Genomic DNA, 21,791 nt, shown 5'->3' with positions numbered 1-21,791 from the left:
TCCGAAATTCAGCGAGGCATTGGGATGAGCTGACTAAAAGCGATACGTAACCGACGTGAAGGCGGTATTGAACCAGGCAAAGTTGTATACATCGTCGCCGTCTACGCCGCCCTCCAGCCCACGATAGCCTAACCCGACCGTCCATTTATCGTCCGGGCGATAGGCAATCCTTGCGCTGATATCGAACGCGCGGCCAGGCCCACCGGCCAGTCCGTCGAAGTCGGCCTTTACCAGCCACTCTGGGTTAATCTGGTATTCAGCTGCGAAGTAGAGCAGGGGGACAACACCCAGATCGTCGTCTTTGCTGCTTACGCCTTGCTGGCTCAGTTTGATCTCCGCGTCGCGTATTTTGAGCGTGCCACCCACCCAGAGGCGCCAGTCTTCTCGGTCCATAAAGTTGTAACGGTAACCCACGCGCCAGGAGTTGAAGCGGTAGCTGGCTTTAATGCGTTCATCCGGTGCGTATTCCTCACCGGCGAATCTCACCGGTTCATCCAGCGAACCGGACTCCGAGTAGGAGAACGGGGACAACACGAAGCGCATGCCATGCTTCTCGTCAATATTCCAGTTGATGTCTGCGCGGGCGGTGGCCCAGGGGCCGCTGCCAGAGATGTCATCCAGCGCGAACTTGGTGCCCTCGTTGTTGTTGGGGATTTGCACATCGTTTTTTTGTTGGAAGGTCGCGCCCAGCTCCAACTGGAGGTCCCAGCCCGGTTCTGCGGCCGAGGCGACGCCTGCGCTCAAGCACATGAAAGTGGCGAAGATGTGGCGTTTGAAAAGATTTGAAATCACTGCTTGTCCAGAAAACGTCTATAAGTTGATCTTAGGTACGCAGAGGAATTGAAGTGGATCAGCCGAGACAACAATTTTTGGCCCAATCGGTTGCCGTAATCAGACTTCTCCAGGTCGCAGTTTCGGGGTGCGTAAAGCGTCTTCTCTGTCTTCGAAGCTACATATGCATGCCCGTGCCGAAATAATCCCGGACCCCTTAGGGCGACGCCAGTCTGCTACTGGTTATTCCCGGTGCCATTAGTGGCATCATTGGGGCACTGATAGACGGTGTGGTTTGTGATCAACTCAGCCAACGTGACCCGCGCTGGCAGCTCTGGTTTCCCGCGATCAGCGCACTTTTTTCGGCATCTTTTATATTTGCCTTTGTGCTGTGAGCGGAATCCCATAAGTGGAGGCTCGGCGACATCACCGTGCCGGTGGCTACGGTATTCATGATGTTTGGCGGCTTTGTCTCGGCTTTATGAATAGGTTCCAGGTACGCCGTCATCCAGAACCTCGCGCCCGAGTACGTGTGAGCACAGGCATCTGCGGTATGCCTGTGCGATCCGTATTGCAAAAGATGCATTGGCCCCATGCCTGGAGAGGCATTCATTGCGCTATGCCATGGCGATTGGTCTAACTGGGGTGCTGCTTGGCGGATGCCTGTTCTGGCGTGAGGCCCCGCTGTACCGTCAGTGCATTGAGTCTCTGTATTGGCTAGCTGACGCGAGTTCAGGGCCCGTTCGCGCGAGCTCGATACTTTTCTTTGTTCTTTGCGCCTTTCTTGTACAGCGACGGGCGCATTTTTCTGCGCAGCCATGGGAACAGGTAGCTCAGCGTGGTGAGCCGACCACTGAAAGAGGGCAGGCAAATCTCCACGCTCTCGCCATTGGCGACTGCGACGACGGCCTCTGCCACCTGTTGAGCGGTGCTCATGGGTTGGGAGTACACGATGTCCTCCACCCGGTCAATTTCTTCCATGATAAATGCAGTATCGATCGGCCCGGGTGCGACCACGCCCACGTTGATATCGCTGTCTAACAATTCTTCCGCCAGTGAATGTGTGAATGACTTCAATCCTGCTTTGGTGGCTGCGTAAGTGGCCGCACCCTGCATGGGTGTGCGGCCTGCGAGTGAACCAACCATCACCACTGCCCCACTACCAGCCTTGCGAATGTGCGGCAATGCCAGCGACGTCAGGTAGATCGGTGCGCGCAAATTCACGTCTACCATCTGGGTCAGATGCGCGGCCGTCTGCCTCTCAACGTCACCCCGGTGATGGGCACCGGCGTTGTTCACCAATACATGAATCGACCCATATTCGTTGACGGTTTGATCGACTAGAGCCTGGCAGGCCGCTTCGTCGGCAACGTCCATGGGGATGGCGAGCACGCTGGTTTTTTCACGCAGCGTGTCGGCGAACGTGTTGAGCGCCTCCGCGCCGCGTGCAGACAGCACTAGGCGGGCACCCAGATCCGCAAATAGCTCCGCGCAGGCTGCACCTACGCCTGCCGAGGCGCCTGTGATAATGACAGTCTTGTCCTTGAAACTCGATGTACTCATTAAATTCTCTCGCAAATAGTCGGACGGGCTAGCCCGCTGATATGAGACGCTAGTGTAGCCTGACTTCGCCGTATTTGAGAGTAGTGCGCCGTATTGATACAACTTTGTCGAGGTGATTTAATTGCTCCGGCAGTGCAGCCTCCGGTAGTTTGTCTGTGATGAGGAACCGCTGTACTATCCTGGCGCTTTCTACCGTTTTAGCGACGCGTATTTGCTGTGAAAATCTCTGGCATTTTCGGCTTAAGCGCTCTATGCCATTCGGGTAGATCGCTGAGAATAGTAAAGTTTGGCGGCTCGCCGGAGTCATATCGACAATGCTGGCTGTGTCATCAGCAAAGCCCATGTCCAGCATGCGGTCAGCCTCGTCGAGCACAACAGTGTTAATCCACGCCAGTGAGAGCGTTTCCTTGCGCAGATGCTCCATGATTCCGCCGGGCCTACCCACGACAATATGGGCGCCGTGTTCGAGCAGATTCGATCTGCGGTCCGATCGGTTGGCCGCCACATAATACGATGATCTTGACGTTCTGCTAATAACGCGCCAGTCGCCGAATTTCTCCCCCTATCTGAGTTGCCAGCTCGCGTGTTGGGCAAAGCACTATCGCCTGCGTAGTGAAATTACGTGGGTTCAGTTTGTTCAGCAAGGAAATTGAAAAGGCGGCTGTTTTGCCGCTGCCTGTTTTTGCCTGGGCGATCAGATCAATGCCGGCCATAGCGGGGGGAGCGCGACCGCCTGTATATTGGTCATCACTTTGTAGCCAAGATCAGATAGATTCCGCAACTGCTTCTGGGACAGGCTCAGGCTCTAAAAAGAGGAACTGTTCATTGTTCGCGAGTCTCAGTGTCGTTTGTGCACTTCCGCCAGCACAGACAGCATTTCATGCGTACGATGTCGGGCAAATTAGCTTCGACATGGTCTGATAGGGCTGGTTTGTATGTTCGCAGTTTCCAGCGAACAACTCCATCGAAGTCCGCCTTTGAGGGTGACAGACCTCTTGCTTCTGCCGTTGGCCCTGCCTCAATGCTAGTGTTGCGAAGCAGGATGGGCGCGAACATCCGGAGTTCTGAATATGCAAGCGGCTCCTGTCCGTAGCGGAATGAATCTAACAAGGAATTGTAGGCAGCGATCTGGACACCGATATCCCCCCGGGCTGTTGCTCGAAGTGGATTAGACCCACCAGCAGGGCGCGAACGCAGCGGCGCTGGATTCTACTCAAATCCATCGCTAGCGCGGTACTGAATTTGCGACTATTCACTGGACACTATGTCATGCACATGTCACACGATGTCAGCGTTGTGTTACGAGTCGCTCCGAAATTGACATTATTCATCAGTCCAGAGCCAAGCCGAAAAATCGGCCGGTCAGAGCTGACTCACGTTGAGATGCAGAACGCGGCATTGACGTTACTCTGGTTGAACATGGTTCTTCAACCCCGTATCGAAAGTGAGGGTCACCATTTTGATGAAAGTGAATAAGTCTTTTCTTCTCGCATTGGTGTTGTGCCTGTTCAGTCCCTTTGCGAGCGCTTCCGACAAGCCGAATATTGTGCTGGTTTTCCTCGATAACTTCGGTTGGGGAGAGCCCGGCTTCGATGGCGGTGGCATCATCAGGGGAGCTGAAACACCCCGGATGGACCAGCTGGCCGCAGAGGGTATGCGACTGACCAATTTCAATGTGGAGGTTCAGTGTACGCCGTCGCGCTCTGCAATCATGACCGGGCGCTATGCGATTCGCAGCGGTAACGGCACGGTGCCGCTGGGGGAAGGTGTCTACGGATTGGTGCAGTGGGAAGTCACCATGGCAGAGATGCTCTCTGATGCGGGGTATGCCACGGGCATGTTTGGCAAGTGGCACCTTGGCCGCACAGAGGGCCGCTTTCCGACAGACCAGGGCTTTGACGAGTGGTATGGAGTACCTAACTCCACAGATGAATCGGTCTATACCTCGGTGCATGGCTTCGCCGAGAGCGGTTTTACCCGAAACCTATGTGATGGAGAGCACCCGAGGGATGGTGCCCACAAAGGTGAGGCCCTACCGTCTCGATTATCGCCCTCAGATAGACCGGGATTTGACCGACAAAGCGATCAGCTTCATGTCACGACAGGCGAAAGCCGAGAAGCCGTTCTTTGTTCACCTGCCGTATACAGCCACCCACTTTCCCGCGATGCCGCACCCGGATTTCGCCGGCAAGTCCGGCAAGGGTGTCTGGGGTGATATGCTTATGCAGGTAGATGGCTACCTCGGAGAGTTACTTGATACCGTTGATGAACTGGGTATTCGCGACACTACCATTTTCATTTTCACTGCTGACAATGGACCCGAAGCGCTAAGCGCGGGGGAAACCTCTATGACTGTGGAGACGGGCCTGCACGGCTCGTCCGGCCCCTGGCGTTCGACACTTTTCACTGGTTACGAGGGAGCTCTGCGTGTCCCGTTCGCTGTGCGCTGGCCGGACAAGATAGCTGCGGGCAGCGTCAGTGATGAGATTGTCCATGCGATGGACCTGTTCCCAACACTGGCCAAGTTCGCAGGTGGAAAAGTGCCTGATGATCGCATGATTGACGGCATCGATATGGCGGAGTTCTTTGTAGGCGAGAAAGAAGCGTCCGGGCGTGACGGCTTTGTCGTATACATGGGCAACGACATCTTTGGTGTGACTTGGCGAGACTGGAAACTGCATTTCAAGGAGCAGACCGGCTGGAACGGCGTGCTAAGAGAGTACACCATGCCGCGGCTCTACAACCTGATAAGCGACCCACAGGAACTTGACAATGTTCTCTTCCCCCACACTTGGGTACCCAAGGCAGCGCTGCCGCAACTGGAGGAGCATGTAGTCTCGTTGAAAAATGAACCACCAATCCCGGCGGGAGCGGCTGACCCGTATAAGCCACCGCGCTAGGGACACAATCATGGTGATACTTCTCTTCAGAATAATGATCTGCGGCATGGTGGGACTCTGTTCCACCGCTGCTCTTGCGCAACTATCGGGCCATAACACCCGTGGGGATCTGGGAATGCTGTCCGGTACACAGGCACCTGTGGGCTTGTATGGCGTCGGCATGGTCTACGACTACTCCGCCGGTACCCTGCGCGATAAGCGGGGTAATTCTTTCCCGACGACGGCAGGAGGCGGTAGTGTCGATATCGCCGCCGTGGTCGCGGGGTTGCTGTGGACAACCGAGAAGCAGCTGCTGGGTGCCAACTATGGCTTTGCCGTGTATCCGGCGTTGACTAACAATGCAGTCGAACTCCCCGCACTACAGAGTGACACTGAGACCAGTACCGGTCTGGCGGATACCTATGTTCAGCCACTGATCCTGGGATGGACGCGGGACAGGGCCGATTTCACCGCGGGACTTGGCTTCTATGCCCCTACCGGAAGGTACGATCCAGATGCCGATGAAAATCGAGGCCTCGGCATGTGGAGCTACGAGGCGTTCGCGGGCACTACGGTGTATTTTGATGAGGCGCGCAGTTGGCATTTTGCTGCGACCGCATTTTACGAAACGCACGGTGAGAAAGAAGATTCCGATGTTACGGTGGGGGACATCGTGACGATTGAGGGCGGCTTCGGGAAGTCGTTTATGGAAGGAGCCGCGAGCGCGGGCATTGCCTATTATGCACAATGGAAAGTCAGTCGTGACGACTTCGGTGCGACACCACCATCGGGCCCAATTGTCGGAAAGCACGAGGTGTATGGTATAGGTCCCGAGGTCTCGCTGCCGCTGGCCAGCAAGTCCAAACTCTACGGATTCGCTGACCTTCGTTATTTTTGGGAGTCTGGAGCAAGGAGCACGCTTGAGGGAGAGACCTTACTGCTCACGCTCACATTCCCGATACCGAGTATGCCCTTGCAGTAAATGGGTGAGCAGACGTTGTTACTTCAGCGATCAACGAGCTAACCATCTGAGCGTGCGCCGCGGGTAGATTACCGCAACAAGAACTCGAACTTCGTAATTTGGTTCTCGCATCACCTGATATCAGCATGTATGTCCTGATTCAGCGCAGCGGGCGAGAAACGACAGTTTGGTCGTTCGAGGCCTAGAACACCGATACTTCTTCAAGGCATCAGGCAATAGCTCTGTCGGATTGGCTATTCAGTGAGGGACGTTATGGGAAGGCAGGTTCCGAAAGCATCGATGACACCATCTAGACCTTATTCATAAAACAACAGGCCCCTAGGTTCAGTGCGCGATTCGATTATTGAGTATGTTGGGACTAATCTGGATGATTCCCGTCCGACGTTCTTCCATACGAATCGTGCCGCCAGCTCCTATCTGGTGCTGACTTCGCGCTATCGATCCTTGCCAGGGCTGCGCAGGGACGCCCTCTTGAATGCGTCGGAAGGGTCTTCTGGATGATCTATGACAATTACTTTAGAGAGCTTTGAGCGACAACGGGAATTGCCAAGATATCTCTGATCGTTTGCTACTATTATGTAATCGTCAGGGCGGCATTGGAGGAACACTCTGTGTCCTTGAAAATTTTCAGCGCTTGGCTGGCCACTATGTTATTCCTGGTCAGCTTGGAGGCGCATGCTACGCGTAAAACCGACGTCGTTACTCTATACAACGGAGACCAGTTGACTGGAGAGATCAAGTCTCTTTTCGGTAGCATTCTCGAATTTAGCACTAGTGCCATGGGTACGGTGAGAATCGAATGGCCTGAGATCGCCAGTATCAGCAGTGAGTATCGCTATGAGGTGAGACTCAGTGACGGCGAACGTCTGTACGGCTCGCTAGAGAAAGGTGAGAGGGCGGGGCAGGCGGTTCTAATAGATCCGTTTGAAAGGCATGAATTGGAGTGGTTGCAGGTAATTGAGTTGCGTCCCATCCAGGATAGCTTTGCTGAGCGCCTGGATGTATATCTTGCAGCGGGGTATTCCTACACCAAAGCTAGCGGCGTCGGACAGCTCAGTTTCAATACCGAGGTGAGTTATGAGGACGAGAGCTCGAGAAACCTTCTCAGAGCACGGACTGAAATCACTACAACCAAAGAAGACGACACGTCCGCGACGCGTGTTGATGTCTACAGAGATGTCTGGCGAGAAAATCGCGCAGATGCGTTCAGGGCCATTTTTGCCAACTATGAGGACAACGATGAACTTGAATTGGCGTACCGTCTAGGCGCGGGCGCTGGTCTGGGGCGATACTTTATCGATAACCATCGAAGACGTCTCTACGGTGTGGCAGGGATGCAAGTGATTACCGAAAAGCCGCTGGACAGTGGTGATAGTAACGCCGACACAAGCACCAATCAGGATATCGAACTACTGCTCAATGTAAATTATGCAGTGTGGCAGTTCAGCACGCCCGAGTTAAATCTTGATCTCGGTTTTACTCTATACCCAAGCCTGACGGATTCCGGACGTGTGAGATCCAATGCCAATTTGCGGCTTCGCTGGGAACTGATCGACGACCTGTACTGGGACTTCACTGCGTGGTCTTCTACTGATAACGCGGCAGAAAATTCCGGAAAAAGCAGGGACTACTCCTTGACCACTGGAATTGGTTGGGAGTACTAATTTCTCCTTAAGCACAGAGGTCTGGTAACCATAAAGTGGTTGGGTCGCTGCACTGCTTCAAGGTGTGTTCGTGGCGGATAATTAGAAGAATACCAGCAGCCTGGACTCCATGCTCTCTCGGGGTGGGGCGCCGGCGGGTGCCAGCGGATTGTCGAAGGCGGTGTGGGCAACACCGCGGGCGCGGCCGTCGGTGGCCGAATCGAAGGTTTTTATCAAGAGCGACTCGTTGAGCTTTTGCTCAGGAAAATAAAACCAGCGATGCGCCGGGTTGAAAGTCACCAACTGCAATTCACCGATGCGGTCTTTGGCGCGTCGCTCGCTTGCTACAAAGTCAGTTGGCTGTGCCGAGGCGTAGCTGCACAGTGCCAACGGGCTGTTTAGCACCTTGCCCCGGATAGAGCGCCAGACGTTAATGATCGCGAAGCGCTGCTGTAGCCGTTGCTCTGCTTCCTGCTCCGGTAGTAGATCCCGAACCCGCTTAACCGCAGAGGCCGGGGTGTAGTCATTGTGGATCACAGACGCGGGTTCGCGAGTGCTATGTTCACTACGCACCTGGCGCGAGTCGGACCTCAAAGTGTGGTCGAATACCAGTGCATCAGCGGCGCCAGTTGCGCTCAGCACCAGCGACATGATCTCTGCCTCGTAAGCTACTATGTTGTCATCGAGCTGATAGAAGTCTGCGATGGATGTTGGGTGATCAATAAGGCAAAAGCCCTGGGTATCCAGTGTCGCCGCGGGCTGCAGATCACGGGCGTTATGAATGGTTACCATATGTTCCTCGAAGTCAGCGCCGATGCTCAGTGCCGCATCAGCGCCGCCCTGTGACGCGATGTAAATCGGCCTGTGCTGCCCCGGGGCAAGGTAGCGCACTGGGGCAGTGACGTCCGGATGTTGGGTCATGGTCTGGATAATCCTCTGCTGCATGTGCCCAAATTCTAGCAGCACCGTTGTTCATGAGTCACCATGGTAAGGGTGGCCTGCTATGCTTTGCATATTCCAAAAGTGCTGGACTTTATCTCAATGATCTTTCGTTTCTTTGAACAACTGATTGATCCCTTTCCGCCGCGGGTGGAAGGGCGTTCGCCACGCTCGGTGTTCAAGTTCTGCAGGCACTATGCGCGTGGTCTTGAGCCCTATCTGGCGCTGATGGCACTACTAAGCACCGGCATTGCCATTGTTGAGGTTGCCCTTTTTGATGTGATGGGGCAGGTGGTTGACCTACTCGCCACCCAGACGCCGGAAACGCTGCAGGCTGCCGATAACGCAGACATACTCTGGTGGGCATTGGGGTTGCTGGCGACGTTCCCTCTACTGGTAGCTTTGCAGTCGCTGTTGCTGCACCAGACGTTGATGGGCAATTTCCCGATGATTGTGCGGTGGCTGACACATCGCTACCTGTTGCGCCAGAGTCTGTCGTTTTTCCACGATGAATTCGCCGGGCGTATCGCTACCCGGGTTATGCAGACCGCGCTGGCGGTGCGTACCACGGTCATCAAGCTGCTCGACATTATGGTGTATGTCGGCGTCTATTTCCTCTCGGTCCTCGCGTTATTCGCTGCTATTGACTGGCGTCTGATGCTGCCGCTGGCGATCTGGTTCGGCATCTATGTGCTTATTCTTCACATATTGTTGCCCCGCCTGGAGGCCATTTCCGAAGCGCAGGCAGACGCCCGTTCAATGATGACCGGGCGCATCGCAGACAGCTACACCAACATCACCACCGTCAAACTGTTCTCCCACGCCCGGCGCGAAGCTGCCTACGCACGCGAGGGCATGCAGGAGTTTATGGGCACCGTGCACCCGCAGATGCGCCTGGTAACCTGGATGGAAACTTGCGTCGCGGTGAACAACACCATCATGCTGTTAGCCGTCGGCAGTGTGTCGATTTACCTGTGGCAGGGTGATGCCATAACACCCGGTGTTATCGCAGCAGCCATCGCCCTGAGCCTGCGACTATTTGGCATCAGTGAATGGATTATGTGGGAAGTATCGGATCTGTTCGAGAACATCGGCACTGTGCGCGATGGCACCCGAACGCTGTCTCGACCCATCGAGGTGGAAGATGCCCCTGACGCCGCCGAGCTTAACGTTAGCCACGGCGCAATTGCTTTCGAAAAGGTGAACTTTGCCTATGGCGGTTCGGTGCCGGTGTTTCAGGGCCTGGAGCTTACGATTGCGCCAGGTGAAAAGGTAGGGATTATCGGCCGCTCGGGGGCCGGGAAATCCACACTGGTCAATCTGTTACTGCGCTTTTACGAAGTGGATAGTGGCGTGATACGGATCGATGACGCTGATATTCGCGAGGTTACCCAGGCGAGCCTGCGCGCCAATATTGGTATGGTGACCCAGGATACTTCGCTACTGCATCGTACGGTGCGGGAGAACATTCTCTACGGACGCGAAGATGCCAGTGAAGCGGCGCTGCTGGCCGCCGTGGAGCGGGCGAGGGCAGCGGAGTTTATCGATGCTCTGGAAGACCAGAACGGCCAGCGTGGCCTCGACGCCCGCGTGGGTGAGCGGGGCGTGAAGTTGAGCGGCGGCCAGCGGCAGCGTATTGCTATCGCCCGGGTCATGCTCAAGGACGCCCCTATCCTGGTGTTGGACGAAGCCACCTCGGCACTGGACTCGGAAGTGGAAGTCGCGATTCAGGATAACCTGTATGAACTTATGGAAGGCAAGACCGTTATCGCGATTGCGCATCGACTGTCCACGATCGCCGCACTCGATCGCCTGATCGTGCTCGATGGCGGGCAGGTGGTTGAATCGGGTAGCCACGCTGAGCTGCTGGCCAGTGGCGGCATCTATAAGCGCCTTTGGGACTATCAGTCTGGGGGCTTTCTTGCGCCAGACTAATGTTCTCAGGAATCAATCGAAGCACTTGCTACCGGGATTGTTCAGCTAACCTGAATTCGCTGGGCGTGCATCCTGTCCAGCGTTGAAATGCTGTGCGAAAGCTACGCGCGCTTGAGTAACCCAGCGTGCCGGCAATGGCCTCCACGGTGAGCTGAGTCGATAGCAGGTAGTGCTGGGCGAGCACAAACTGCTCCTCATCCAGCAAGGCCTGATAGGTGTAGCCGGTGGCCACTAAATTGCGGCGCAGACTGCGGGCGCTGATGTTGAACTGGGCAGCTGCCCACTCCAGTGAGGGAGGCTTGCCCTCCGATTCTCGGATCATGTTGCGCAGATTGTCCAGCATGCCCTGGCCTTTCACCAATTCGTTCATGCTCTCGCGGCACAACTCACGGAATAATGCGGAGTACTCAGGCTGTGGATGAGGCAGCAGGGTTGCCGCAGTGTCTAGCGAGATCAACAGTGCATTGCGCTTGGCGCCAAAGTAGATCGGGCAGGCGAACCAATCGTTGAGCCAGTCCCAGTCGACGCCAGTACCCGGGTGCGTTAGCTGGATGGCGCTAAAGGGCAGCCTCTCTCCCGCGAGGTCGTTAAACAGGCGTTGCAGTGAGGCGAGGGTGCTGTCGATTTCGAGCACGGCCGCTTGAGGGTCATTCGCAGCAGGGTGCAGTGTCAGACAGCGGCAGCGTTTGTCGGCAAAAGTGTCGGTGGTGAGCTGGTTGTGTGAGGCCCAGCTAATCAGTGGCGCGAACTCAGTCATCAGGGTCAGCGCGTCGTCGACGGTTTCTGCGCCCAGTACTGCGTAACCGAGAATGCCGTAATTGGCCGCCGACAACTGTGAGCCCACTTTGAATCCTAGCATCGGGTCCCGATTATGGGTGGCAGCCCGTGTATAAAGCCGCATCTCCTGATCCAGTGTCAAGCGTAGGCCCGGCTGCTGGAGCAGGTCGTCGGGTAGGTCAAGGCCATCCAACAGTTGGTGCAATGATACGTCTTGCTTCGACGCCAGATCACGCAGCATCAGGCGAATTTCGAAGTTGTTCAACAGCCCGCGGGCGTGGTTAAGGCGCGGTTCCATGAGGTTAGTTAAGGCCTCGTACCTGTCCTAATATGTCCCCATATTGTCCCCTATCGGCCCTGCCTATACCAGCCCTGCCTCTTTATGCTGGTCACACCAATAGCGAATGTTGGAACGCAATGAACAACAAGCAATACGACGCCATTGTGATCGGTGCTGGACACAACGGTCTGACGGCCGGGGCCTATTTGGCCAAGTCCGGTCTGAAAACTCTGGTGGTCGAGAAAAACGACTATATCGGCGGCGCTGCCGTCAGCCGCGAGCTGCACGAGGGCTGGCTTTACTCCAACTGTTCCTACGTGTGCAGCCTGCTGCGCCAGTCTATTCACCGCGACTTGGATCTTACCAAGCACGGTTTGATGATTGTGCCCTATGCAGGCACCACCAACTTTGCGCGCAACGGCGACTATGTAGCGGAATATCCGGATCCGTACATGCAGTACCGCGAGTATGCGCGTCACTCCCTGCGCGACGCGGATGCCATGCACCGCTACGAAGCGGATCTGATGCGCTATGCCAAGCTCATTCGCCACTTCCTGTTGCGTACACCCGCCGACCCCACATCGTTCAAGCCTCGGGATATCGGCGAACTGATCTTTATGGCGAAGAAGTTCGCCGATATGGGCGAAGAGCAGGTTTACGAATTCATCCGTTTTCTGACCATGAGTGCGGGTGATTTCCTCGATGAGTATTTCGAGAACGACCTGATCAAGACCATGCTGGCGACCAGCTCAATCATCGGCACTGCCCTGGGGGTTTACTCGCCTGGTACGGCCTACGTGCTGCTGCACCATGTCATGGGTGATGTGGATGGTGCAGTCGGTGCCTGGGGGCTTGCGCGCGGTGGTATGGGGGCGATATCCAATGCCATCGCGGGGGCGCTGCAGGAGCACGGTGGCGAAATTCGCACCGAGGCACCCGTCGAGCAGATTGTGGTCAAGAACGGGAAAGTGGTCGGCGTTGCCCTGGAGAGCGGCGAACAGATCAATGCAAAAATTGTAGTGTCCAACCTCGACCCCAAGCGCACGTTCACCAAGATTATGGACGCCGGCGATATTCCCGCTGACCTGCGCAAGAAGGCTGAGAATTTCAAGATTCGCGGCTCTTCGGGCAAGGTCAATATAGCGCTCACCGGCATGCCTGACTTTCCCTCGCTACCCGCGGGGCATCAATTGCGCCGCGGTTCGTTCCAGTTTTTGGATTCACTGGAACGGATGGAGCGAGCCTACGACGATTGGAAACACGGTCGCTGGTCCGACGATCCCTTTATCGAAATGACGCAGTCTTCAGTTTGGGACCCGACGCTCGCGGCACCCGGTCACTATTTTGTGTCCTGCTTTATCCAGTATTGCCCGGCGGAAGTCGAAGGGGGATGGACGCCGGAAAAACGCGATGCGTTCGGCGAAACCGTGATTGACCAGATATCTCAGTATTCCCCTAATTTCCGCGACCTGATCGCGCACATGGAAATTCGCACACCTTTTGAGATCGAGAACGAAGTCGGTCTGACTGAGGGTAATATCTTCCAGGGTGAACTGACTATTGACCAACTCATGTTTAACCGCCCATTCCCTGGGTACTCACAGTATCGGGGGCCGGTATCGGGTATGTATATGTGTGGCTCGGGTACTCACCCGGGCGGCGGTGTCTCATCGGCCTGTGGCGCCAACTCTGCGCGCGAGATTCTGCGCGACCTGAAACGCCCTAACGTGGTACCGGAGGACGATGTCGATGAGTAAAAACGCAATCATTATTGGTGGCGGCCACAACGGCCTGGCTTGCGCCGCCTATCTGGCTAGGAGCGGTCATAAGGTCACTGTACTCGAGGCCTCCGAATATCTCGGTGGGTTGGGTGCGACACGTGAGTTTGCGCCCGGCTTTCGCGCCTCCGTCGCGCATACGCTGCCACAGCTTGATCGCAAGCTGGTAGCGGACCTCGACCTGGAAAAGCACGGCTTCGCACTGGCGGTAGACGATCTGCCCACGATTGCACTGGGTCTGAACGGTGAGCACATCACCATTACAGCCTCCGGGCTGCAGGGAGCCTGTGATGAAGACACAGCCGCTTATCCGGAATACCAGCGCTTGCTGCGGCGTTTCGCTGGGGCTATTAAACCCTTTAACAGCAAGCGTCCACCGCGCATCGAGAGCGGCAGTAAAGGAGATTTGCTGACCCTTGGCCAGTTCGGCTGGAATCTTCGTACTCTCGGGAAGAGTGATATGCGCGAGATGATGCGGATGATTGCGCTGCCCGCACGTGATCTGGTGGACGAGTTCTTTGCCAGTCCCTTGCTCAAAGGTGCGTTGTCCTGGGATGCCAACCTGGGCAGTCGTCTGGCGCCGCGCTCACCCAACAACGCCATGCTTGCTTTGTTGCTGCGCATGAGTGGTGACCTCAGCGTGGGTCTGCCGCTGCCGCGCGGTGGTGTTGGCGGACTCACCGAGGCGCTGGCTGCAGCCGCCCGGGCGATGGGAGTCGAGCTTCGCACGAGTGCTCGTGTCGAGCAGGTACTGATTAAGGAAGGGCGGGCAACTGGTGTTCGTCTGGCAGATGGTGAGCTGATTGCGGCCGATGTCGTGGTTTCCAATGCAGACCCCAAAACCAGTTTTATCGATCTGTTGGGCGCTCGTCATCTGGATGTGCAGTTCACCCACCGCATCAATCGACTGCGAACGGGGGGTATGGTCGCCAAGTTACATCTGGCACTGGACGCGCTGCCTGAATTTACCGGCCTGGCTAACCCCATCGGACGTCTGTTACTGACCCGAGACATGGACGCGATTGAGAATGCATTCGATGCAGCCAAGTATGGCGGCTTTGCGCCGGAACTGCCTATGGAGGTAATTATTCCTTCTCTAGCAGACGACAGTTTGGCGCCTGCTGGCAAGCATGTGCTCTCGGCTCAGGTACAGTACGTGCCCTATGACCTCAAAGGTGGCTGGGATGCCAGGCGCGACGAATTCCTGGAGGCGGCGCTCAATAGCCTCGCTGCCTATGCGCCAAATATCCGCGACTGTATCAGTTCGGTGGAATTGCTAACTCCGGCCGATCTGGAGCAGCAGTTCAATGCGCGTGGAGGCCATTGGCACCACGCTGAATACGCGATCGACAACTGGTGGGTGCAGCGCCCGACCTATGGCGCATCACAGTATCAGAGCCCCGTGCCGGGTTTCTACCTGTGCGGCGCGGGCAGCCATCCCGGTGGTGGCATCATGGGCCTGGCCGGTGCGAATGCCGCCCGTGCGGTAATGGAGGACAACTGATATGCCACTCAAAGTTGAACTGCAACCCAGTAATGTTATTGACCATGTCCACACGGGCATATTGCAGACGCCGTTTCACAGTCGCACCAGTGCGCTGAATATTAATCAGGCATGGGCAAACTGGAATGGCTATGCTTCCGCCCTGAGTTTTCACGACGAGCACATCGAGTATTTTGCCACCCGCAATACGACGGCGGTCTTCGATGTATCGCCGATGCGCAAGTACCGGTTTACCGGTGCTGATGCAGAAGCCATGCTCAATCGGATGGTTACACGCGATGTTAGTAAGCAGAAAGTCGACACCGTCGCCTACAACGTCTGGTGCACTGATGCCGGGCGAGTCATCGATGATGGTACATTGTTCCGTCTGACCGATGACGACTTCATGTTGTGTTGCGCCGATCCATGCCTGGACTGGTTTCTGCTTGCGGCGGTGGGTTTTAATGACGTTAGTATCAGCGACATTTCCGATGACATCGCATCCCTGGCCCTGCAGGGGCCAACCTCCTGTGCGTTACTCAAAGCACTGGGGTTCGATGGCATAGACAACTGCAAGCCCTTCCAAATTGTTCGTTTTCCCTTTGGCAGTGGCGAGCTAATGATTTCACGCACTGGCTATACGGGTGACCTGGGTTACGAACTCTGGGTAGATCCTGCCGACGCTGTAGCGCTCTGGGACGCCCTGTTCAGCACCGGGGAGCTTTACGGTATCCAACCAATGGGTGAGGACAGTCTGGATATGGCTCGTCTGGAGGCCGGTTTTATCGCCCCGGATGTGGAATTCCACGGTGCACTTGGCACCGTTAATCGCCATCATGACCACAGTCCGTTTGAGCTGGGCCTGTCCTGGATCGTGAATTTCAAGAAAGGCCACTTCACCGGTCGCGAAGCACTGCTCAAGGAGAAGGAGTCTGGCGAGCATCGTCATTTGCTGCGTCTGGATATCGAGGGCAACAAGCCCGCGGAGCACAGTATTCTTTATGCTGGTGAGAACTGTGAAAAAGAAATTGGTTACGTGACCTCGGCCATGTGGTCGCCGGTGGTTAAGGCCAACATCGCCTACGGCCTGGTGGAGGCAAAGTACGTTAAAGGGCCCATCTGGGCAGAGATCTATCACCAGAAGGAATTGCGCTGGGTGCGCAAAGTGGCAAGATGTACCGTGATGAACAGACCCTTCTGGGCACCGGACCGGGCCAAGGCCACACCGCCGCCTGACTGTTGACGCATCGCTACGCCAGTTTCATAGAACAATAAGCAGGAGATACATTGGAACAAGTCAGTCCGCTTCCGCCTCAGAGTATGCGACGAGATCCGCGTCAGTACATCAAGCTTATTGTTTACGTGCTGCTATTGGTGAACTTTGGCAATTACATTGCCGAAGACATGATGATTGCATCGCATACGGTCGGGGAGGGAGCGACGTTCCTGGCATGGACCGCCGCCTTTGCCACCTCGATCGACCTGGTGGCCTGGTTCGTCCTGTTGTTTCTGTTCGAACTGGAGACGTACTTGTTGTCCGACGAGGCCTTCACCAAGGCGCGCACACGATTGATCCACGGTGTTCGCCTGGTGTGCTATTTGTTCCTGGCCCACGGTATTTTCTCCTATGGCAATACGGTACTCGAGTTGCGCGATGTCGAACAGGTAGCGGGGGTAGACAATCTTTGCCACTGGGCTGACAGCGATGTCTCCTGGGGCAAGAACATCTACTACGAGGAGTTGGACCAGAACAACTGCCAAACGCTCTCACAAGAGAGTGAGTTTTACCTGATCGAGAGAGGCACGGTGGTCACCGATGGCAGCGGCTTTGAGCTTGAGCGCCAACTTACTTCTATAGACCTGGCGGAAGCCAGCACCTGGTTGTTGATCCTGCTGTTTATTGAACTCGGTGTGCGCCTGCAGGACCGGGGCGTGGCCGGCGGCCCACTGTTGCGCACGGTGCTTGGAATCAAGTTCTTTTTCTACACGATGCTATGGGGGGCTGCTGCATTCTGGCTCTATCACGGGCACTACCTCTATGCCTGGGACGAGGCCCTCTGGATCCTAGGTTTTGTGGCAATCGAGATGAATATGTCTGACTGGCGCAAGGAAATCAGAGCAGAGGAGGCCGAGTTGGCCTCAGCCTGCCCTGGGAAACCCTAGAAGCCGACATTACCGCTGGGCATGGGAGGGTAGTCGCCGACGGTGACACCGCCACTGCGCTGTACTGCCTCTATAGCTTCCTCCATGCGCGAAAGGCCTTCCAATAGCACGTCCTCAGCCATATTCAGCGCGGGGTACATGCGTACCTGTGGTTCGTTATCGCAGATCGCCCACAGCCCCCGCTTAAGCATTTCGTCGCGCACCGAGCGGGCGATATGGAAATCTTCGATATCCTCGTGACCCGCGCGAAATGATACGCCCAGCAGCAGACCCAGGCCGCGCACCTGGGAGACGATTTCGTAGCGGGCCTCCCAGTCGGACATACGTCGCTTGGCAACGCCTGCCAGGTGCTGGGTGTGGGTGAGCACGGCATCGCGCTCGTAGATTTCGAGGGTTTTCAGTGCGGCAGCACAGCCGCCGGGCGTGCCGGCAAACGTACTGCCAGCGGTGGCGCGCGGATTGTCCCCCAGTATTTCATCTCGGGCGGCCACCCCGGCGCAGGGTTCGATGCCCCCCGAAAGGTTCTTGCCGGCGACCAGGATATCGGGGACTACGTCGAAGTGCTCTACCGCCCACATCGTCCCGGTGCGACCCAATCCTGTGAGTACCTCGTCGGCAATTAGCAGCCAGTCAAACTTATCGCAGATGCGGCGCAGGCCCTGCATAAAGGCTTTACTGGGTATCCAGTTGCCGCCTTCGGCGAGGCCGGGTTCTACGAGTATGGCCGCGATATTTTCGGCGGGTACCACGTACTCAGTCAGATGGGTTTCGATATACCACAGGCAGTACTCAGTATACTGGGCCTGGTCCATGCCGGCGGGAATTTCCTCGGAGTAGGGAAAGGGGGCCTTGAGTACACCGCCGGCCCAACCCTCCATGTATAGATTGTTGTCACTGTTATAGGCGCTCACCATCTTGGTGCCCAGGCCCTCGCCGTGGAAGCAGGAGGTGAAGCTGACAATGTAGCGCCGCTGGGTGTGGCACAGTGCCAGGTGGATGGCGGACTCGGCCGCCTCTGTGCCGGATACCTCGAAGCTGAAGCGGGGAAGGGCGCCTGAGGGCATAATGCTGGCGAGTCTCTCCGCCAGCGGAATCCGCAGGGGGTGCTCCCACTGGAAGCCATACTGGCGCTGCGCCTCGTGCACGGCCTCCAGTATCTCCGGGTGACAATTACCCAGAGGGTTGGTGGCCCAGCCGTTCTGAAAATCGATGTATTGATTGCCGTCCAGGTCCCACACGTAGTCGCCCTCGGCGCGGCCGACGATAAACTGAGCCGGTGGCACATAACCCTTGCTGGCGCTTTTCTGGCTCGCTCTGGTGTAGTGAATTCCATTGCGCAGATGGGGCAGGCCGCGTTGCAGTAGGGCCCTCGATGCGTCGCCCGGCAGAACGTAACTCATGAGAACACCACAGTCTTGTTGCCACGCACAATCACCCGGTCTTCCAGATGGTAGCGCAGTCCGCGGGAAAGTACGGATTGTTCGACGTCGCGGCCAAGGCGCACCATATCGTCTTTACTGCAGCTGTGATTCACCCGGATGACATCCTGTTCAATGATCGGCCCTTCGTCCAGGTCCTCTGTTACATAGTGACAGGTGGCGCCAATCAGTTTAACGCCGCGATCGTAGGCCTTCTGGTAAGGATTGGCGCCGATAAACGAAGGCAGAAAACTGTGATGGATGTTAATCAATCGCCCGACGTACCCTTCGCATAGGGCGGGCGGGATAATCTGCATATAGCGGGCCAGCACGATGGTTTCTCCCCTATGCCGCTCGACAATTCTTTCGACCTCGGCAAATGCCGCCGCCTTGTCCTCCTTCGGTACTGGCACATGATGAAACGGAATGCCGTGCCATTCCACCATACTGCGCAGGTTTTCGTGATTAGAGATCACGCAGGGAATATCGCAGGCCAGATCGCCACTTTGCCAGCGATGGAGAATATCCGACAGGCAGTGCGAAGCGTGGCTCGCCATAATCACCACGCGTTCGCGGCGACTGGAGGGGCGCAACTGCCACTCCATGGCAAACTCAGTGGCCAGTGGTGCAAACTCATCAGAGAATGCCTCCTCGTTTACCGAAAGTCCGGCGGCGCTGATAACGTTGCGCATATAAAACCAGTTCTGTTCGAGGTCAGTGTGGTGGTTGGATTCCACCAGCGAGCCCCCGCGCTCGGCAAGAAACTGGGAGACAGCCGCAACCACGCCCACCCTATCGGGGCATGAAATTACCAGGGTGTAGCTGTCGGGCCTGTTGTCAGTTGTCATAGTCAAGGTTCCGCTAGTGGGGGTGTAGTCAGAGTAAATCGCGCACGCGGTAGTAGAGCATGCCCGCTGCTACGGATTGTGCGCCCAGCCACTGGCCAAGGGGGATAGGCCGGTGGGGTACGCTTGCAAAGAATTCCATGGTGTCGCATGAGCCCTCTACGGCATCGGCCATTGCTTCGCCGCAGGCGTGGGTCATGTTCACACCGTGCCCGCTGTACCCTACCGAGTAAAAGACATTGTCTGTAACTCTGCCGAGCAAGGGCACGCGATTAACGACAATACCCATCATGCCGCCCCAAGCGTAGTCGATGCGTTTGTTGCGCAACTGGGGCCAGATACTGTGCATCCTGGGGAGCATGGCGCCGGCAATATCGGCGGGTTCTCTGCCGGAGTAGTCGCAGCGGCCGCCGAACAGCATGCGTCGATCCGCAGAGAGTCGAAAATAGTCGAGCACATTGTTCATGTCGCAGACGGCTACATCAAGGGCGTTAACCTCGGCTGCCTCCACTTCGCTCAGTGGCTCGGTCGCAAGAATATAGCTGCCAGCAGGAAACACCCGGCCGCCAAGTTTTTTGCGTTCAAGGTGATGGTAGGCATTGCCAGCAATGATCACAAAGTCAGCAGTAACTGAGCCGCTTTCACACATAACACGTGGGCGCCGACCGTGTTCAATATTCAGTACTTTAGTGTGCTCGTGGATGCCGGCCCCGAGCTGTGAGGCGGCGCGTGCCTCTCCCAGGCAAAGGTTCAGCGGGTGTAGATGGCCATTGCGGTTATTGACCAGACCACCCAGGTAGCGATTTGTACCCAGTGCATCGCGCACCTCCCCGCCGTCGAGCAATCGAACGTCCTCGCCCATACCACGCTCGCACAGTTCACGGTGCCACTCCGCGAGGTCTCTGAGCTGCCGCGGTTTAAGGGCGACATCCATATAGCCGTGCTTGAAATCACAGGCAATATCGTACTTCTCGATACGTTCCTTGATTAACTGGTGGCCGCGATAGCCAAGCTCAAACATGAAGTTGTCACGCTTGCCTTGCCAGTGCTTGCTCAGGCGTTTCTCACCACTCATACCGCCAATTACCTGCCCGCCATTGCGGCCAGAGGCGCCCCAGCTGATCAGGTTCTGTTCCAGCAGTGTTACCCGGTGACCTCTTTCTGCCAGCGTCAGCGCGGTGGACACTCCGGTAAAGCCGCCGCCGATGACGCACACATCCGTATCCACTTCGCCATGCAAAGCTGCGTACGCGGTATCATCATTGCGTGTGGCTGCATAATAAGAGATTGTGTGCGGCTCGCCTGCACTCATTGCTCACCCCTGGAACTTAAATGGCTGTTTAAATATCTGAATGGGAATATAATGCCACTTATCCGTACCTCAGCCAAGGACAGACTGTTATGAACAACCCCAAGCCCAGGAAAAATCAGGCGCTTCAGGTGGAGCGACGGCGCCTGTTGCTTGAAGCGACCATGGATGCGATCCATGAGCATGGTCTGGGAAGTATCACTGTCGCCAAGATAGCCGGCAAAGCGGATCTTAGTCCCGGCACAATTAATTTTCATTTCGACAGCAAGCACGCCTTGCTGCTGGCTACGCTGACCCAGATTGCTGAAGAGTTTGAAGAGCGTATACAGGGTGCAGTGGATGAATCGGGAGGCGACCCCGCTGCGCGACTGCTGGCGCTGATAGATGCCTCGGTTGATCCGGAGATTACTGAGCCGCGCAAAACCTCGGTGTGGTTTGCGTTCTCTTCAGAAGCGCGCTCTCGCGATGACTATCAGCGTATTTGTGGAGAGCGGGAGCGGAATATTTTCGCGCTGACCCAGCGTCTGTGTGCCGATGTGATTAGCGCAGGTGATAAATCTGCCGAGATGGACGCCCGGGCAATGGCTAGCGCAGTGCAGGGCCTGATCGATGCTATTTGGGAAGAGATTCTCTATCAGGGCCACGATTATGATCGAGCCGAGGCGCGCTACATGTATTTGTCCTTTCTGGCGAGTGTGTTTCCGTGGGCGTATCAGCACCCGCGTCGCTCGGGCAAGAAGGCTCAGGCTACGCCGGTGAAGATTTCCGAGGCCAGGCTGGCTGACGTAAAAGAGCTGGCGCGTCTGTTTGATCTATACCGCCAGTTCTATGAAGAGCCTGCCGATGAGAAACTGGCGCGCCGCTTTATGCGACAGAATCTGGAAAAGGGTCGTTCCACCGTGTATGTGGCTCGCGATGACAGTGGCGAAATGCTGGGATTTGTGCAGCTTTACGCCAGTTGGTGCTCAGTTGCTGCTGCTCCGGTCTGTATTCTCTATGACTTGTATGTCGCCTCTGGCGGCCGTC

Annotated in this window: 18 protein-coding genes and 1 pseudogene; 10 read left to right on the top strand and 9 right to left on the bottom strand. The window is 56.3% G+C overall.

The features are described 5' to 3' along the window. Window positions 1–33 precede the first annotated feature (33 nt). The 4 genes from A3709_RS06730 to A3709_RS24805 form a co-directional block, all read right to left on the bottom strand. Window positions 34–792 carry a hypothetical protein gene (locus tag A3709_RS06730; RefSeq protein ID WP_066052019.1) on the bottom strand — a complete coding sequence of 253 codons (759 nt, stop codon included), beginning with the start codon at window positions 790–792 and terminating at the stop codon, window positions 34–36. A 711-nt stretch (window positions 793–1,503) separates the two neighbouring features. Then, on the bottom strand, window positions 1,504–2,334 hold the full coding sequence (locus A3709_RS06720) for an SDR family oxidoreductase (protein WP_066052014.1): 831 nt from the start codon (window positions 2,332–2,334) through the stop codon (window positions 1,504–1,506). A gap of 49 nt (window positions 2,335–2,383) precedes the next feature. After that, window positions 2,384–2,839, bottom strand: a complete 456-nt coding sequence (locus tag A3709_RS22500) for a DEAD/DEAH box helicase (RefSeq protein ID WP_255359726.1) — start codon at window positions 2,837–2,839, stop codon at window positions 2,384–2,386. Between the two features lie 25 nt (window positions 2,840–2,864). Beyond that, window positions 2,865–3,047, bottom strand: a complete 183-nt coding sequence (locus A3709_RS24805; RefSeq protein ID WP_066052008.1) for a DEAD/DEAH box helicase — start codon at window positions 3,045–3,047, stop codon at window positions 2,865–2,867. Window positions 3,048–3,796: 749 nt separating this feature from the next. Between A3709_RS24805 and A3709_RS24800 the strand changes: the two are divergent. The 4 genes and pseudogenes from A3709_RS24800 to A3709_RS06690 all read left to right on the top strand — a co-directional run. Further along, a pseudogene (locus A3709_RS24800) lies at window positions 3,797–4,222 on the top strand (sulfatase-like hydrolase/transferase); the annotation flags it as partial. Between the two features lie 205 nt (window positions 4,223–4,427). Continuing rightward, window positions 4,428–5,234 carry a sulfatase-like hydrolase/transferase gene (locus A3709_RS24795; protein ID WP_255359725.1) on the top strand — a complete coding sequence of 269 codons (807 nt, stop codon included), beginning with the start codon at window positions 4,428–4,430 and terminating at the stop codon, window positions 5,232–5,234. Between the two features lie 115 nt (window positions 5,235–5,349). Continuing rightward, a complete protein-coding gene (locus A3709_RS06695; RefSeq protein ID WP_197484101.1) occupies window positions 5,350–6,195 on the top strand; it encodes a transporter in 846 nt (281 codons plus the stop codon). A 611-nt stretch (window positions 6,196–6,806) separates the two neighbouring features. Next, on the top strand, window positions 6,807–7,859 hold the full coding sequence (locus A3709_RS06690; RefSeq protein ID WP_082849955.1) for a DUF481 domain-containing protein: 1,053 nt from the start codon (window positions 6,807–6,809) through the stop codon (window positions 7,857–7,859). Between the two features lie 81 nt (window positions 7,860–7,940). Here the strand turns inward: A3709_RS06690 and A3709_RS06685 are convergent, their stop codons facing one another. Further along, complete coding sequence (locus A3709_RS06685; RefSeq protein ID WP_066052577.1) at window positions 7,941–8,783, bottom strand: CmcJ/NvfI family oxidoreductase; 843 nt, start codon at window positions 8,781–8,783, stop codon at window positions 7,941–7,943. Between the two features lie 99 nt (window positions 8,784–8,882). On the opposite strand from A3709_RS06685, the gene A3709_RS06680 reads away from it, so the two are divergent. After that, window positions 8,883–10,712 (top strand): ABC transporter ATP-binding protein, encoded by a 1,830-nt coding sequence (locus A3709_RS06680; protein WP_066052574.1) that lies wholly within the window; start codon window positions 8,883–8,885, stop codon window positions 10,710–10,712. A gap of 28 nt (window positions 10,713–10,740) precedes the next feature. On the opposite strand, the gene A3709_RS06675 is transcribed toward A3709_RS06680, so the two are convergent. Next, on the bottom strand, window positions 10,741–11,787 hold the full coding sequence (locus A3709_RS06675; protein ID WP_066051998.1) for an AraC family transcriptional regulator: 1,047 nt from the start codon (window positions 11,785–11,787) through the stop codon (window positions 10,741–10,743). Between the two features lie 119 nt (window positions 11,788–11,906). Between A3709_RS06675 and A3709_RS06670 the strand changes: the two genes are divergently transcribed. The 4 genes from A3709_RS06670 to A3709_RS06655 are packed head-to-tail and all read left to right on the top strand — an operon-like array spanning window position 11,907 to window position 17,193. Beyond that, complete coding sequence (locus A3709_RS06670; protein WP_066051995.1) at window positions 11,907–13,526, top strand: NAD(P)/FAD-dependent oxidoreductase; 1,620 nt, start codon at window positions 11,907–11,909, stop codon at window positions 13,524–13,526. Then, the gene (locus tag A3709_RS06665) at window positions 13,519–15,051 is read left to right on the top strand and encodes an NAD(P)/FAD-dependent oxidoreductase (protein WP_066051993.1); all 1,533 of its coding nucleotides are present in this window, start codon (window positions 13,519–13,521) and stop codon (window positions 15,049–15,051) included. The genes A3709_RS06670 and A3709_RS06665 overlap by 8 nt, the downstream gene beginning before the upstream one ends. Before the next feature lies 1 nt (window position 15,052). Continuing rightward, window positions 15,053–16,273: an aminomethyltransferase family protein gene (locus A3709_RS06660; protein WP_066051989.1), complete on the top strand. Its 1,221-nt coding sequence runs from the start codon at window positions 15,053–15,055 to the stop codon at window positions 16,271–16,273. A gap of 44 nt (window positions 16,274–16,317) precedes the next feature. Then, a complete protein-coding gene (locus tag A3709_RS06655) occupies window positions 16,318–17,193 on the top strand; it encodes a hypothetical protein (protein ID WP_156507596.1) in 876 nt (291 codons plus the stop codon). On the opposite strand, the gene A3709_RS06650 is transcribed toward A3709_RS06655, so the two are convergent. The 3 genes from A3709_RS06650 to A3709_RS06640 are packed head-to-tail and all read right to left on the bottom strand — an operon-like array spanning window position 17,190 to window position 20,768. Then, window positions 17,190–18,593, bottom strand: a complete 1,404-nt coding sequence (locus A3709_RS06650) for an aspartate aminotransferase family protein (protein WP_066051983.1) — start codon at window positions 18,591–18,593, stop codon at window positions 17,190–17,192. The two genes, A3709_RS06655 and A3709_RS06650, sit on opposite strands and share 4 nt — an antisense overlap. Next, the gene (purU, locus tag A3709_RS06645; RefSeq protein ID WP_066051980.1) at window positions 18,590–19,459 is read right to left on the bottom strand and encodes a formyltetrahydrofolate deformylase; all 870 of its coding nucleotides are present in this window, start codon (window positions 19,457–19,459) and stop codon (window positions 18,590–18,592) included. The genes A3709_RS06650 and purU overlap by 4 nt, the downstream gene beginning before the upstream one ends. A gap of 28 nt (window positions 19,460–19,487) precedes the next feature. Next, window positions 19,488–20,768 carry an FAD-binding oxidoreductase gene (locus tag A3709_RS06640; protein ID WP_066051977.1) on the bottom strand — a complete coding sequence of 427 codons (1,281 nt, stop codon included), beginning with the start codon at window positions 20,766–20,768 and terminating at the stop codon, window positions 19,488–19,490. Between the two features lie 89 nt (window positions 20,769–20,857). On the opposite strand from A3709_RS06640, the gene A3709_RS06635 reads away from it, so the two are divergent. After that, window positions 20,858–21,791 (top strand): TetR family transcriptional regulator C-terminal domain-containing protein (locus A3709_RS06635; protein ID WP_066051974.1); only part of this gene is annotated, 934 nt, incomplete at its 3' end.

Origin of the sequence: Halioglobus sp. HI00S01, assembly GCF_001635445.1 — a bacterium.
GTDB lineage: Bacteria > Pseudomonadota > Gammaproteobacteria > Pseudomonadales > Halieaceae > Halioglobus > Halioglobus japonicus.
The sequence above is the reverse complement of the archived record's forward strand: the minus strand, read 5'-3'. Positions and strand labels throughout refer to the sequence as shown.

Coding starts and splice junctions, on each gene's coding strand:
- A3709_RS06675 (WP_066051998.1), bottom strand. CDS start 11,787: ATGGAACCGCGCCTTAACCACGCCCGCGGGCTGTTGAACAACTTCGAA.
- A3709_RS06640 (WP_066051977.1), bottom strand. CDS start 20,768: ATGAGTGCAGGCGAGCCGCACACAATCTCTTATTATGCAGCCACACGC.
- A3709_RS24805 (WP_066052008.1), bottom strand. CDS start 3,047: ATGGCCGGCATTGATCTGATCGCCCAGGCAAAAACAGGCAGCGGCAAA.
- A3709_RS06660 (WP_066051989.1), top strand. CDS start 15,053: ATGCCACTCAAAGTTGAACTGCAACCCAGTAATGTTATTGACCATGTC.
- A3709_RS06650 (WP_066051983.1), bottom strand. CDS start 18,593: ATGAGTTACGTTCTGCCGGGCGACGCATCGAGGGCCCTACTGCAACGC.
- A3709_RS06720 (WP_066052014.1), bottom strand. CDS start 2,334: ATGAGTACATCGAGTTTCAAGGACAAGACTGTCATTATCACAGGCGCC.
- A3709_RS06670 (WP_066051995.1), top strand. CDS start 11,907: ATGAACAACAAGCAATACGACGCCATTGTGATCGGTGCTGGACACAAC.
- A3709_RS06695 (WP_197484101.1), top strand. CDS start 5,350: ATGCTGTCCGGTACACAGGCACCTGTGGGCTTGTATGGCGTCGGCATG.
- purU (WP_066051980.1), bottom strand. CDS start 19,459: ATGACAACTGACAACAGGCCCGACAGCTACACCCTGGTAATTTCATGC.
- A3709_RS06685 (WP_066052577.1), bottom strand. CDS start 8,783: ATGCAGCAGAGGATTATCCAGACCATGACCCAACATCCGGACGTCACT.
- A3709_RS06665 (WP_066051993.1), top strand. CDS start 13,519: ATGAGTAAAAACGCAATCATTATTGGTGGCGGCCACAACGGCCTGGCT.
- A3709_RS24795 (WP_255359725.1), top strand. CDS start 4,428: ATGTCACGACAGGCGAAAGCCGAGAAGCCGTTCTTTGTTCACCTGCCG.